At 51.9% G+C, this 14,641-nt stretch carries 10 protein-coding genes; 4 read left to right on the top strand and 6 right to left on the bottom strand.

Annotated features, from left to right (window positions below; translation table 11 throughout):
• Positions 1 to 4 precede the first annotated feature (4 nt).
• A complete protein-coding gene (locus DTL42_RS07185) occupies positions 5 to 361 on the bottom strand; it encodes a helix-turn-helix domain-containing protein (protein ID WP_158545269.1) in 357 nt (118 codons plus the stop codon).
• 391 nt (positions 362 to 752) lie between these two features.
• Here DTL42_RS07185 and DTL42_RS26925 point away from each other — a divergent pair, with 391 nt between their 5' ends.
• From DTL42_RS26925 to DTL42_RS07170, 3 genes are read left to right on the top strand one after another with little or no spacing between them, the layout of a single operon-like run.
• A complete protein-coding gene (locus DTL42_RS26925) occupies positions 753 to 3,425 on the top strand; it encodes a TerB N-terminal domain-containing protein (RefSeq protein WP_114367949.1) in 2,673 nt (890 codons plus the stop codon).
• 1 nt (position 3,426) lies between these two features.
• A complete protein-coding gene (locus tag DTL42_RS07175) occupies positions 3,427 to 4,749 on the top strand; it encodes an ATP-binding protein (RefSeq protein WP_199590045.1) in 1,323 nt (440 codons plus the stop codon).
• 56 nt (positions 4,750 to 4,805) lie between these two features.
• Positions 4,806 to 6,932, top strand: coding sequence for a DEAD/DEAH box helicase (locus tag DTL42_RS07170; RefSeq protein ID WP_114367947.1), 2,127 nt, complete (start codon positions 4,806 to 4,808; stop codon positions 6,930 to 6,932).
• A 43-nt stretch (positions 6,933 to 6,975) separates the two neighbouring features.
• On the opposite strand, the gene DTL42_RS07165 is transcribed toward DTL42_RS07170, so the two are convergent.
• Positions 6,976 to 8,037, bottom strand: coding sequence for a tyrosine-type recombinase/integrase (locus DTL42_RS07165; protein ID WP_114367946.1), 1,062 nt, complete (start codon positions 8,035 to 8,037; stop codon positions 6,976 to 6,978).
• 416 nt (positions 8,038 to 8,453) lie between these two features.
• Between DTL42_RS07165 and DTL42_RS07160 the strand changes: the two genes are divergently transcribed.
• Positions 8,454 to 8,798 (top strand): hypothetical protein, encoded by a 345-nt coding sequence (locus DTL42_RS07160; protein WP_114367945.1) that lies wholly within the window; start codon positions 8,454 to 8,456, stop codon positions 8,796 to 8,798.
• 40 nt (positions 8,799 to 8,838) lie between these two features.
• Here DTL42_RS07160 and DTL42_RS07155 read toward each other — a convergent pair whose 3' ends face one another.
• From DTL42_RS07155 to DTL42_RS07140, 4 genes are all read right to left on the bottom strand, one after another.
• The gene (locus DTL42_RS07155; RefSeq protein ID WP_114367944.1) at positions 8,839 to 11,439 is read right to left on the bottom strand and encodes a S8 family peptidase; all 2,601 of its coding nucleotides are present in this window, start codon (positions 11,437 to 11,439) and stop codon (positions 8,839 to 8,841) included.
• A gap of 5 nt (positions 11,440 to 11,444) precedes the next feature.
• Entirely contained in the window at positions 11,445 to 12,437 is a 993-nt protein-coding gene (locus DTL42_RS07150; protein WP_114367943.1) for an AAA family ATPase, read from the bottom strand.
• Positions 12,438 to 12,486: 49 nt separating this feature from the next.
• Positions 12,487 to 12,729 carry an ArsR/SmtB family transcription factor gene (locus DTL42_RS27075; RefSeq protein ID WP_114367942.1) on the bottom strand — a complete coding sequence of 81 codons (243 nt, stop codon included), beginning with the start codon at positions 12,727 to 12,729 and terminating at the stop codon, positions 12,487 to 12,489.
• Positions 12,730 to 12,978: 249 nt separating this feature from the next.
• On the bottom strand, positions 12,979 to 13,878 hold the full coding sequence (locus DTL42_RS07140) for an ArdC family protein (protein WP_114367941.1): 900 nt from the start codon (positions 13,876 to 13,878) through the stop codon (positions 12,979 to 12,981).
• Positions 13,879 to 14,641 lie beyond the last annotated feature (763 nt).

Below are 14,641 nucleotides of genomic sequence, written 5' to 3'. Positions count from 1 at the left end.
GAGATCAGTCCACTGGCGAAATGTCGGCCAAAAGAAAAGCAATCCAACGACGGATGCCCGTTCTGCTTGTTTCATCGAGTCGTCGATAATCGTGGAGAAGGCACCAATCAGCCGGGCTCACAACCGGAACCTCGGGAAAGAAAACGAATAGGGGAACTCCCAAGGCTTCCGCGAGACGAGGCAGCAGCGAAAGGGAAATGGACTTTAGACCCCGTTCGTAGTCGCGAAGATCGTGGACCGTCACGTCCGGATACAGCAGCATAGCGATTTTTTCCTCGGAGATTCCGCGACGCTCACGAATCTCAAGCAGCCGTAAACCGACCTGCCGATCAAATTCGGTCACCTCTTTTAGATCCGTCATTTTCGCCTCCATCAAGCATTGACGGAGCTGCCGGCAGGTGCCGGGAGGTTTAGACAGCCAAAAACCGGCTCGCGGCGTATTCCCGCACGCGGTGTTGTATTCCGCCGCCCTCCCAACAGACTGGGAGGCTTTTAGCTGAATACGAAGCCAAAATCGCATGTTCTTGGAGGTCTAACGCTCCGTCAGTCGAAAGAGATAGCAGCACAAATGCCAAGTGTAAACGGCTTTCTGGGGGGGCGCGTTGCGAAGGTAGAGGTGGCTTCTGTGCTTTCCGCCGGATTCGCCACATCGTGGAACGCCTGCTCGCTACAAAATTCCTTTTCCACCCATTAGAATGGCATCAACCCACCTTTATGTCTTCTCAATCCGAGCTTTCCGTTGAGGCCGTATTATGTCAATCTCGCCGTGTCCCAATTGTGGAACGGAACTCGAATTTGAGCCCAGGTTCGTCGGAAAACAGATCCGATGTTCGTATTGCAACGAGATTTTCACCGCTCCCGAACCGAAACTGGGTGAGCCCGACGATAACAGCACCGTAATTGCAGTATTGGCCGGTGTCGGGGCTCTCCATGTCGCGGCCTTCTTGGGTTTGGCTCTGTGGCAAGGCTTTGGCATAGCACTTTTTTGGTTGATCGCAGCATTGGCGACTGAGGTATCAATCTGGAAATGGAAATCGATTCTCCGTTTCATTGAAACAATCGTTCATTCAATTCAGAAATCCAACGATGAGTTAGACGAACTTGTCGTGGCGGTGTCCGATGTCAAACCACAAGACCAAATTACCTCGCCGCCTACGAACCGCACAAAAAGCCCACGAAACCGCCAAACGGCTCGATCAGGACGAGCTGACGATGAATTAGTGGAAGTTATCCCCGACAATAGCCGCCGATCGGAAACTCCGCTGCCCCGGCCGAGATCGCGGCCAGAAAAGCCACAGACGCTAGGACGAAACTCCTGGCTGGACTCGATCTCCAAAAAAGGTTCGCAGTCGCGCCCCAATCCCAATAATCTTAAATCGGGGTGCAATTTTCTGGGGATTGGAACGGAGGTCAATTTTGGCCGCGGTGTTATTCGCGATCCGTTGATATACGTTTCGGATATCGCCAAACATGGGGAGTTTGATGCCTCACTAGTTGATACAACGCTGATTGTTGCTCGTGCTGGATCTCTCGTGCGAGGCTCGCTTCCTTATTGGCCCAGTTACTACGACTGTACCCCCGCCCAACGGTCTGTGTACTTGGATTGGCTGGCTACAGGTAAATCCGACCCCAGCGTCGAACTCGGCTTCGTTTTCATCTATTTCTATGGCCTCGAACGACGTGTATTAGTTGATCAAGCCGATCGAATAGTCGTAGCCAAAGAGGTAATGCGGCTATTGCCGATCTACGGATACTCAAATTCGTTTCGAAGGTATGCATGTGGGTTGCTTTGGTTATCACTTCTCTTGGCCAGTAAGTCGGAAGTCATCTCGGACGCCCTCTTGAACGAAGCGATTCGTGCAACGCCACGCTGGAATGACGAACTCGTTGAGCGTTATTTAACAATCCTCTTCAATGCTCAGAAGCCGCTTCCGGCCGACGCGGCGTTTCATGTTTGTGAGAACGATGGACGCTCAGCATCCAGTGTAATCGTTCGCCGGCATCGCGAAGAATTCCGCTCACTTTTCGACACACGCTACCGGGAAAAGTACGGCGAAGGCATTACGCTCAATGCAAGCAAACGCGAGAAACGGGTGGCGTATCAGCCAGCTAGTTCTTCACTCATGCGGGGATATGGTGCTTCCGACCATGTTGAATTGCCCAGAATGCCAGACGTACTGGCGATATCTTCGCAGTTCCGCGTGTTGATTGAGATTTGGAACGAATCGATTGATCACTTGAAAGCCTTTAGCCGGGCAGCAAAGAATGCCGGTGGCGAAGTTACGTCCGAAGCTTACGAGGCCTTGCCACCAGAGTTGCGTCAAGGCGACCATCCCGAAATGGATGCTTGGATGCAAGCCTGGGAGGAACACGTCGACGAGGAGTATCGCCCGCTCGTTCCTGTGGGAGTGCTCGCTAAAGTGAAGGGAATTCCCGAACGGGAGCGTTTGACAAAGGCTCAGTGTCTTAAGATCCTTCAGACGGCGGACACTATGGGGTTAGCCCTGGAGCCAGATACCCGGATGACAGGGACCAATTATCGCTGGGACGAAAAAGTCATCCTGTTCTTTCGTGAGAATGATACGTCGGATACCGCCAAGTATATGGCAGCTTCTGCACTTTTGCGTCTAGGAGCGACCATTGCCGAAGCTGACGGTACGGTTGACGATGTGGAGTTGCAGTTCATCTCCAGCCATCTGGAAGGTCAATTCAACCTTTCGGAGTTCGATTCGAAGCGACTCGAATGCCTGCAATACTTGCTGCTCCACTCCCAGGCCGGTGACAACAAAATTGGGAAGACTTTGGCAAAGCGACTTTCGCGTGAACATCGCTTGGTCGTCGGCGAGTACCTCGTCGGGATCGCTGCCGCGGATGAAGTGATCACGAACGACGAAGTCAAGGCACTTCGTAAAGCGTATAGGCTACTGGAACTCGACACGAAGGACTTGGACGATCTAATTGCAAAACATGAGGCATCTAAGGCAACTACCGCTACTCAACCAGTTAGTTCAGACAACGAGCTACGGCTCGATCACAATGAAATCTCGCGAATCCTTTCAGAAACGCGTGCCGTTGCTGGGATTCTAGAAGAAGCAATGTCTGAAGTGGATGAGGATGAAGACCAATACCCAGTGCCTGAACCGGCCCCGGAAACGCGTGACGAATCGCCCGCCGTCGAGGCGTCTGTAAATAGCAGTGAAGTGATTGATATTGACGCTCGTTATCGACCGTTTCTGATAGCCGCTCTCGCCAAGGATGAATGGCAGGAAGGCGATTTGAGGCAGTTGGCGTCGTCCCATAACTTGATGCTGGCAGGTGCAATCGAAGCCATCAATGAATGGTCGACCGATCGTTTTGGCGATTGGATCATTGAGGAAGGCGACCCAATTCAGATACGACAGGACCTGTTGGAGGAGATCAACTAACGTGAAGAAGATACCCGCTCGTGAACGAAATGCTATTCTTCAGTCTTTAGGTGCTGGGGTAGTGCCAGCAATTGGCCTCCAACATATCCAGGTCGGTCGCCTTCGCGAAGTTGATGCTCTGATTAGCGATTTGAAACTTGTCGAAGAAGGTGCTGCATCAGTTCGGTTTGTTGTCGGAAGGTATGGTAGCGGCAAAACGTTCTTTCTTAATCTTATTCGCAGCGTTGCTCAGCAACGAAAATTCGTCGTTGCCCAAGCGGACATCACGACGGAACGGCGTCTGTATGGTACAGGGGGACAAGCTCAATCGCTCTTCAGTGAGCTAATGCGAAACCTATCAACGCGGTCACGGCCAGATGGAAACGCCCTGGCCAATGTTGTGGAGCGTTGGATCGGCGAAGTGGACCATGAAATTCGCTCAGGGGGAGGAACCGATGAGGATGTCAAGAAAGAATTTGGCAAGAGACTTCGTCCCTTGCAAGACTTGGTGAGCGGCTTCGACTTCGTTACGGTAATGACGAAGTATTACGAAGGGTATTTGGCTCACAACGAGGTGCTGCAAGGGGCTGCTCTTCGTTGGTTGCGGGCCGAATACCGCACAAAAACGGAGGCTCGAGAAGAACTCGGCGTTAGATCTATCATTGATGACGCCGGTTTCTACGACTATTTGAAACTGTTTGCCTCCTTCGTACGCATCGTCGGCTACGCCGGACTGATGGTAAACATTGACGAGCTAGTTGTGCTGTCACATCGACTTTCCAATACCTCTGCAAGGAATCGGAATTACGAAGCCATTCTTAGGATTATCAACGATTGCCTTCAGGGGCGAGTGGAAGGCTTGGCGTTTCTGTTTGCGGGCACGGATGAATGCATGGAAGATCCTCGGCGGGGATTGTACAGCTACGAGGCATTGGCAACGCGGTTGGCTCCGAATCGATTTGCGAGCGAAGGGCAGCAAGACTTCGCATCCCCTGTTATTAAGCTAGAGCAACTCAAGCCGGAAGATTGCTTTGTTCTTTTAGTAAATATCCGTAACGTCCATAGTGGCGGTGATCCCGGAAAACAGTGCGTTCCCGACGAAGCACTGGTTCAGTACCTGAAAGGTTCTCAATCACAAATGGGCGCCGAATACTTCCAACGCCCGCGCGATATTGCCAAGGGGTTTGTCGGTCTTATCAATATGGTCGAACAGTACCCAGCGAAAACATGGCAAGATCACTTGGGGGACTTTTCCTATCCTCAACTGGATGATTCTCCAGACTACTCAATTGACGACGAAGTGGAGTTCCACGGCGATGACGAGATGAGCGGGTTTAAGCTGTGAGCCGCCACCACGCGTTCAGTCTGTTGGCACGTCCGATCCAACAGAAATTGTGGGACATGAAATGGCCGAGCCTACGCCCTATCCAGGAAGAGGCCATTCACGCGATACTGAAAAGTAACGCTGATGTCCTCATCTCGGCGGCCACAGCTGCGGGAAAAACGGAAGCGGCATTCCTGCCGATTCTCTCGGAGGTTCATGAGAATCCCACACCATCGGTTCAGGCGATGTATGTTGGCCCCCTCAAGGCACTCATCAATGACCAATTTGGAAGATTGGAAGATCTATGTCAGCGTGCCGAGATCGATGTTCACCGTTGGCACGGTGATGTCGATGCAGGCAAAAAGAATCGGCTGATGGAGAAACCGTCCGGTGTGCTCTTAATTACGCCTGAATCGATTGAGTCGCTAATGATCAATCGAAACACGCGACTACCTTCCGTGTTTCGCGGACTCAAGTATGTCGTCATCGATGAAATTCACGCCCTGATTGGAAATGTTCGAGGGACACATTTAAGGAGTCTCCTCTTCCGATTGCGGCGATATGTGGAGCACGACTTTCGAATAGTTGGGCTTTCCGCGACTTTGGGCAACGCTTTCTCAGACTACGCCGAATGGATGCGACCTGATAGGGATCGCGAAGTATCACTCATCTCGGCGAAGGACGAAGGAAAGCAGTTACTCTACAAGATTCACGCCTACACGATCTCCAAGCCTGATGCTCACACTTCCTGCTCAGCTGACGAATCGTACAAGTCGACCGGTGCCATGCCGCAGGACATGTTTCGACACTTTTCAGGTCACAAGAATCTGATTTTCGCGAATAGAAAGTCGGATGTTGAATGGTTCGCCGATGAGCTCAATTCACAATGTCGAGCCAAGAACCTACCTGAGGAATTTCTTGTGCATCACGGCTCGCTAAGCAAAGAGATTCGCGAGTACACTGAACAGGAGATGCAGAAGGAGCGTCCGAGGACTACCGTCTGTTCATCGACTCTGGAATTAGGTATCGATATCGGAAACGTACGATCCGTCGGTCAAGTCGATCCGCCATATTCGGTGAATTCTCTGGTTCAACGCCTGGGGCGAAGCGGTCGGAAGAAAGGCGAGCCTCAACGAATGCGACTCTACATACGGGAGGAAGATGTTGATGAACAATCCGAACTAACGGACCGTCTTCATCTTGATTTGCTTCAAGCTATCGCTTTGTCCGAATTGCTGCTAAGTAGGCCTCGATGGGTTGAACCACCACGACTGGTGTCTTGGGACCTTAGCACACTCACGCAACAGATTCTCAGTACGTTGGCGGAAACCGGCGGATGTCAGGCCGGCGTAATCTTTGAACGCCTTTGTCGGCGTGGCGGCTTCAGATCAATGCCGCCGAATGTCTTTAGCGAGCTCCTACGCGGACTCGGAAAACGCCAAATAATAGAGCAGATGTCGCAGGGCGATCTCATTCTAGCTCCCGATGGCGAAAAAGTCGTGGGGCACTACTCGTTCTACAGTGCTTTCCAAGCCCCCATCGAATTCAACGTAATTGCCGGAAGCGAAACAATTGGCAGATTGCCAGTTGAGTCACTTCCACAAGTGAACGACCACCTTCTCCTTGCGGGGCGTCGGTGGCAGGTTGTAGCCATTGACGATGAGCAGAAGGTGATTCTCGTACGTTCGTCGCCAGGCAAAGCTCCCCCAAGGTTTCTGCCCAATGGTGGCGATATCCACGAAAGGGTTCGTCAAAAAATGCGAGAGGTACTGTTGGCGTCCTCGCCAGTGTCCTACCTCGATTCCACCGCCAGTCGATTACTTCAAAACGCCAGAAATGCTGCGGCATTCAGTGACATCGCGAAAGGCTCAATAGTGGCGTTGTCACCCAATAAGATTCTTTGGTTCACTTGGACTGGCACGAGAACTCAACGAGCATTAATGCTAATTGCGGAAGTATTAAAGCTACGCCCCGTGGATCATCATGTAGCTTTGGAGTTGGCATGTTCCCAAACCGAAGCGACCGAAAAATTCTCTGCTTATGCCAAGTCAACTCCAAATGCCATTCAGTTGGCGGAGGAGTTGCCGTTCAAGCACATCAACAAATTCGACTACCTGGTTGATGATACGTTGCTTGTCCAAGGCTTAGCCAGAGACTACCTGGATCTCGACGGTGCCCTGTGGCTGATCGAGACTATTTCGTAGGATTTTGATGCGATCAGGAATCAAGACCTGACCCACGGCGGAGTCAGACCGGCATGTCGTGGCTGGCACTTTCCGAGGTGGAACGCCTACGCTTGTCATAAATCTCTGTCGTGGTGATGTGCCTGTGCCCCAGAAGTTCCTGTACTTTTCGGATATCGACGCCAGATTCAAGTAGCAACGTTGCCGTTGTCGCACGGAGGCTGTGAGTACTGTAAACGCACCGCGAGATGCCGTCACCCGATTTTGCTAGACCACTGGGGAGTCTCTTCAGGTAGCTCCGTACGATATGTTGCATCCCGCTTTCGGACAGGCGATCGTCCGAAAGCTTGTCTGTATTAGGACCCTTCCGGGGCCGGAAGATCGGACCGTCCTCAATCCCGGCTTCTTTCAAGTATTCTGAGAGTGCTTCTGCCGCAGCGAAGTGAAGACCAATTGTGCGACGCTTATCTCCCTTTTCAACAATGCGGACCGTCGCTTCTTCTCCATCGATATGAAAATCGTCTACGTTCAACCGACACGCCGTACTCAGCCGGACGCCACTATAGACATACCATTTCAAAATCGCTCGATCACGATAGTCCACGAGCGACTGTCCCGCTGGCAGTCCCATTAGTTGCCGGGCACGCGTGGCTGAAAGATGTTTCGTTTCGTGGACCGGATCGGTTGAAGCCCTCGAAATAAACTGAGCATGAGCTGGATTCGGCACAGTAATCGGCAGCCTCAACTCCGCCGCCGCTCCCTGAAGATACTTAAAGAAGCTGGAAACCGACGAAACCCGCCGATTCAATGTCTTAGGAGCTTTTCCCTCGGCAATGAGCTGATCTCGCCATGCCTGAACATCGGCGACCGAAAGTCGGAGTAGTTGAAGGCTGTCTTCTGGCCAGCGAATACCCAAGAACTTCAAAAGGGACTCGATGTCCTGCCGGTAGGCCCGCTGGGTATGGCAGCTTTGCCGTCTGGCAATCCACCGCTCAAGCATTTCGTCCAGAGAAAGGTAGAACCGCTCAACCTTCCTTTGAACTTCGATCGTCTGCTGGCCGGACAAAATCGGAGGTAAGAAGTCTGAGGGTGCTGCAATATCATCCGGGGCGAGTAGGGTGGTCATAAGTCGGCTCCTTCCTGGTTGACTTCATCCGAGCGTTACGCTGCTGATAAAATCTGTTATCTGGAGTGACAATGCCACGAGTGAGAGTGCCAGGCAAGCGAATTCAACTGGCTATCACAGAAAGCAGAATCTAAATAGGTTGGAGGCAGGCGAAAAGTTGTGCCATTTAATCTTGAACAAAATGATTACATATGAGATCACCAATGCTTGAGGACGCCCAACAAGTCTGTGCATCTCCCAGTAGATGCACATGCGTTCAATTCCTCGTTTTAATATAGGAAGTGAGTCAGTTGCCCTGGTGAAGCGTCGAGGCAACATCTATCTGCCTAAAGATAAGCAGTCACATTGATCGTCCCTGTTCGCTGAGGACAGGGGTACTAGAGCAATTTAAACGACAGGAATTAGGAATTTACTGGATGTTAACATGCATTTTTCGAGATGAGATCTGGCTGACGATCTATCATGTCATTTTGGTTGCCGCCTTCATCTACGCACTATTTCGGGAATTGAAACCATCTGATGCAACCGTCACCGTAAAACGCGGCGAGCAAGCCTGGACTTGGTTTGTATTCACGTGGGGTATTCTTTCGCTGGTTTCGCAGCAGATACTCAGGGTTAGCGTCGCAGCTATCGGATTTAAAGTCCTTCTTAGTCTCGTGGATTTAGCGATCCTAGCATTTCTATGTTTCTACAGCGATTGGTTCCGTAACCGACTTATAGCCCTATCGATTGTTGTAAAAGACAAGGAAGAAAAAATTTGACCTACAAGCTGTTAAAGGTATGCATGCACCGAAAGTCTTCCTAGATGAAGACCTCCGCCTCGGCTTCGCCGATACCCAGCTCTGCTTCCAACTCTTCAACGGCAACGCGAAAAGGATCATAAATGGCGATTTCTTTCCCCGTGATATCGAAGGTGACGGCTAGTGTGTAATTGGCGATATTATCGGGGTCGGTACTCCATCCCTTGTGCCCGCGGACGGCAATACAAAAATCTTGCGGTAGTTGATTCGACCGGATAATTGCCCAATCTTTCTGGAGTGTACCGATATTTCGTCTCACATTGGGGACTTGGCCATCGGATGAACGGGCATGGATCATCCACGGAAAACTCACTCCCTCGCGAATTGCATCCTCATCATCTTTGACGGCTCTGGAAATGAAGGAGTCAAGTGATTCTTCACGACGGTTGCTCAGCCAGTCGAGCCACGTAGAAAGGTAACCACGATGTCCCATGCGGGTTCGGCGGGGTTCAGCTGCATACGACAGTGTCACATCGACGCGAATTGAGTAATCAGATCCTGCCGCCCGGACGGACGCAGGGATAGGCACTTGGTAAATATGGCATTCGCCCTGTTTGATTTCCTGTTCTTGATTGGTGATAAAGGTCGTCCTGAAGTCGTTATTTGTTGTGGCAACCTCAATGTTTGGAACGCCATAGCCGATGCGTGAAATCAATGCGGCTTTCTCTTCCGCACGAAGTGCCCCGGCCCAATCCGGCCAACGGGCCGATTGCACAATCAATGCCCGATAAAGTAGGCATGAGGCCTCAGGTAGTATCGCTGCAAGTCGCGAAGCGATTCGCGTGACCATTGGTGCCGAAAAGGATGTTCCGATGTCATCGCGATCAAACGCTGGGCCACCACCTAGCGTCGAACGGACAAGCGAAGGATAACAGTCTTTCGCATGAGATGGAGCCGAGACGCTCGGTGATGCACCCGCTGTGCGGAGGAAATCGCCACCAAACTCAACCACCTCCGGCTTGATCGAATTCCAAATTCCAAGACCCGCACGGCTAAACGCGGAGGGATCACCTTTACGAGCACTGAAGCTTCTCCAACCGCCATTTTCATAGGCACCATGACCGACTGATCCGACAGTCAAAGCTTGGAAGCTCTGGGAAGGATTGGCTAAGCGAGAACAAGCTTCTGTGAAATAGTCAGGATAGTCTTTGCCACCATTGACAAGCTCGAAGACTCCGAGCTTGGGAGCAGGACTGGTCATCGCAAGATTGCCGATACTTTGAATAACCAAAATGTCATACTCGTTAGAAAGCCGGTCGATTTCAGCAGCCCAGGCAGACATATGCCGGCGGCGGCACGGCATATCGGCATTGATCGAATGATTGAAGATCCGGGTTTGGCTTGGACCTTCGTGAAAATGTTTTACCACTTCGCGGATGAGGGCGGGAGGCAATAGGGCGACCGGCATACGACAATGGTCGTCGAGAACCCTCGCATTTTGAATCCATGTTTCAAGGTCAATGGACCCGCGGTCCGGAATCATGTTGCCGTAAAGCACCGCACCGGCCACTCTCGTGCCATGTCCTCCGTTGACTACGTAATCCGCCACGTCAGCGGGTGAAATGCCAGGTAGAAAACAATAGGAAGCGTCCTTCTCGATTGCCTGTGAAAGCAGAATGTGTTCTTCTTGAATACCGCTATCAATTACACAGACCCGCGGGGCATCGGCGGCTGGGGGATTGAGAGTAAGCTGGGCGGCAATATCTTCGAGCTGTCGTGTATGGCCTTGGGGTAATTCAATATCTTCCGGTTCGACCACTTCGAAGATATAGGGATGGTTAAGCAAGAGATCCTTAAGTCCCCGGGCAGGCAGGCGAAGACGAAGCTCAAAATAGTCTGGCGGAGCGTCTGAGTTTGGGGCGGCGTCGCCGAGAATCTCACCCTTGTAGAACGTGATAAACTCCTGGATGGTTTCCATTCGTTCATCTTTGAGCTCATCCCAGTGCTCATAAGCCCTTGCCCGTGCTTCCGACCACTCTGCCTCTTTCTTGGCCCATGTCTTGTCTAACATGCGGCCTCGCTTGGGCTTTTTGGGCAACTCGATGTTGCCCTGACAAGAGATACTGATATCGACAATGTACGGGGCATCCCCGTCTAACTTGGGCAGTTCAGCGAAGAGCGTATCTGACAGAATTCTCTTGAGACGGTCTTCTTGCGTGAAGTCAGTCTCTAGTTCATGAATTTTGGCGATCCCTGCCGATCCGGTAATACTGCCGACGAAATCACTAAGTTTCTGCTGAAAAAAAGCAAGCGATCGATCTTCAGATGCCACAATGACAAAGCCGTCGTCCTGTTCCGAGACTACTTCAAACTGAAAATAGTGTCGGAGGGAATCTACGTCGTAGGATTCGTCGATTTGAAGCAGCAGCGGAATACCTTCACCGACGGGCGGTAGATTGTTGTATTCTCGCTTTTGCCGTTCGCCATTCCAGAAAGACGTAACCGCAGAAACCTGGCTCCCCAGATGGGCGGAGTGTTTTGGGCGATCGTCCCGATTTGCACGGGTTTGATCGCTTTCCCGAAATCTGGGCTGACCATAGCGAGCAGGACCTTCTTCCCGCCGAATGAGAGTGAGATACTCAAAGTCGTGGCTACCGGGCATTCCGCTTAACCTTCCTTCAGAAACTCAGACCTCTTTTGGTCGGCGATGGCGTTTTCGAGATACTCACTGGTAACAATCTTCTTGCCGGCAAGAACGGCAGACTTCGCTGCTTCTTCGGCCGTCTTGCAGACCATCGCGGCAGAGGCTCCTTCTAGCGAATGAATGAGATTGTGCCAGCGAATGTCTTTCGCGGTTGCGACAGAAGATAAGCGAGTCTTCAAGAGTTCTTCTATCTGCTCCGGGCCAGGAGTTGGAACAAGAAAGACATCGTCAAATCGCCGGAATAGGGCAGCATCTAGGGACTCTTCGATATTGGTTGTTGCAACCAGTAGTCCTGGGGCATCGTATTCTTCCATCAAGGTGAGAAGCGAGTTGACGATCCGATTGACTTCTCCGATATCTTTCGAATTTGCCCGCGACCGAGCGATAAAGTCACACTCATCGAGCAATAGTACACAAGGTCGTTCCCGCGCGGCATCGAATACTGATCGCAGATTGCTGGCAGATTCTCCAAAGAACGATGAAATCAGGGCGTCGAACCGAACCTTCAAGAGTGGTAATCCAACATTCCAAGCTAATCGCTTTGCCCCTAGCGATTTGCCGCAGCCAGGGGGACCGTAAAGCAAAACCGTTTTTCTCGGTTTTAGCCCGTAAGCCCCCAATCTTTCCCGGGCAGCAAACTCCTGTTCGATTCGGGCGAAGCGTACCTCGATCTCCCGAGGCAGCACCATGTGGTGCTCTAGGGATTCTCTTGGCATGAGAGTCAGGAGCGACTCACCGTGTCGGCGACTGGTGGGAAGTTCGCTCAATTCCCGGGAAGAAGCATCCGGATGCCGTTTGCTGCGAGACCGTGACAAGATGTTTTCCAGCTGATTGGCGAGTCGGGTATGGCCGATTCTTCGCTCGGATTCCACGATCGTGCGCGCAAGCGAATCCAGGTCGCCCTGGGAGCCCTCGGCGATTGCTCGAACCACACGTTTTAGGATGTCAGCATTCATAAATTCAAGCTCTCGCCATCATTCGACTCTTTCTGTGTCCGAGCAAACCTCATTCATGTGATATGTCGACGTTTTCGGCTTCATTGGCCAGCACATAATGCCATTCAGTTCCTCGCCGCTGGGCCTTAATCGCATATCCTCTATTTTTGAGGACCTTGACGGACCGCGAAACTGTAGGCACTGATACCTCCAATGCTTCCGCTAGCTTAGGCGTCGAATAGCCGCCAGCCCGAATCAGGTGCAAAATGTCGTCAAGTCGGCTCTCGATTTCGCGTGATCTGTCATAAAGCATAAAAAACGCCTCTGATCTAGCAGTAAATCAAGTCAGTCATTAATTGATAGACTTGGCGACGGACAAAGTCAACTAGGTGATTGCATGCCCCCAAGCATCAGGGTGTGAGATTCCGTGATTCGATAGATCAAGAGATCCTTCGCCAAGGGGCGTCATTCAAAGAGCTTTACCCTTGGCTAAAGAATGAAAAAAGTGAAAGGAAAGACGCCAGGCCGCTGATGAGCGGCCTGGCGAATTTTGCGAGGCACCTTATTCTTCCGGGGCTGGCTGCCGCCCATGCAAAAACTCCACCGCCTTGCTCGCATAAGACGCAGCCGAAAAAATCGCCCGCTTATCCTCCTTAAGCACTTTCAGCCAACTACCGATATAGTCGGCATGACCTCCCCGCACCTCCGGCGTAATCGCCAGATCCGCACACAAAAACGCCGAACCCAACTCGGCCACAAGCTCCTCCATCGCATACCCTTCATCTCCCCACTTCTTCCGCCCCAAATCTCGATCCAACCGCGAAGAATGCCGCGTCCAGTGGGTGAGCTCATGGGCCAACGTTGCCGCATGTGACTCGGCATCCCGAAAACACTCAAACGGCGGCATGCGAATATAGTCGTCCCCAATCGCATAATAAGCCTGATTGCCCCCAGTCCGAATCTCCGCCCCCGTCGCCGCAAAGAATTTGTCGGCTCGCTCAATCCGCTCCAGCGTTTCCGTTGGCTGCTCCGCCAACGCATAAAAATGCTCCGGCAATCCCTCCACCTGGCACGCATTAAAAACGGTGTACTCCTTCAAGTACGGAATCTCCGCTTCCACCTCCTGTCCATCCTCATCGGTCTCGGTCTTCTTGAGCGTATTGGCATACACGACCGGCGAACCTTTTTCCCCCTTGCGGACGAACCCGCCCAACTCCTTAGCCTGCCGAAACGTCATCCAATAAGGGCAGTGAAACCCAAATGCCTCCGCTGCCATCCAGAGCACCAACACGTTGATGCCCGAATAGTGCTCCCCATTGTGCCGCAGCGGCCGCGACACGCGTCCCGCTGCATGCTCCGCGTTCCAAGGCTTGAACCAGGGCCGCACCCCTGCCTCCAAATCGGCAACAATCTTATCGGTAACCCGCGAATAAACATCACCCTTTTTAACCGTCTGACCCATCACAAAAACCTCCGTCCAAGAAATGAAAAGAACCCCGTGCCAAAAAGCACTTGCTTTTGGGCAGGGGGGACGAAGGCCAAAACAAGAACGGGGACAGGCTGTCACAGGCCGAGCGACGGGGAGGGGCACCCGGTCTACACAAGCGAGTGACAACGAGCGCGGAAGATCGGGGAGGAAACCCCACAGCGAGCGCGGCCCCGAGCCTTGACAGCCTGGGGGTGTCCCCTGAAAGAAAAAGAGCCGCCCGATAGGGCGACTCCTTGAGGCCGAAGGCCGACCCTCGCAATTGTCAGCTTAAGTTGAACTTACGAAACGCTAACATTGGTCCCGTTGCCCAATCTGGCTCATAGGCTTCCACATGAATGAGGCTGATTTTCGAAGGTCGAAAATCAAGTTTTAACTAAGTCCGATGCTTGCGTCGATTTTTTCAATAAAAGTACGGGACCTAAGACCGTTTAGGTAAGATCTCTTCCGTTTTAGAGGCATACCCTCAGGCGTATGCCGGGGTGTACATGGCAGGTTTATGGCTCTGAACAAGAGTCAAACTGGGATATTTGCAAAGCTTAGGGGCATAAGTTTGCGAATCCCGTTCCATATAGAATTAAGAAGCAGTAAAACATGCATGCCATACGCGATCGCCATCTCAAAATTTCTATAGACAAAACCTGCTATTAACTACTACTCTATTAAGGCAAGGATGCTCCTCGGCAAGCATGGAAGCAACCCGCCTCTCCCCCTCGCCCGGTATTAGCTGGGTCTTTTC

This window comes from Bremerella cremea, from assembly GCF_003335505.1.
Lineage (GTDB): Bacteria > Planctomycetota > Planctomycetia > Pirellulales > Pirellulaceae > Bremerella > Bremerella cremea_A.
Note: the sequence above shows the minus strand (reverse complement) of the source record. Positions and strands in the feature narration are given on the sequence as shown.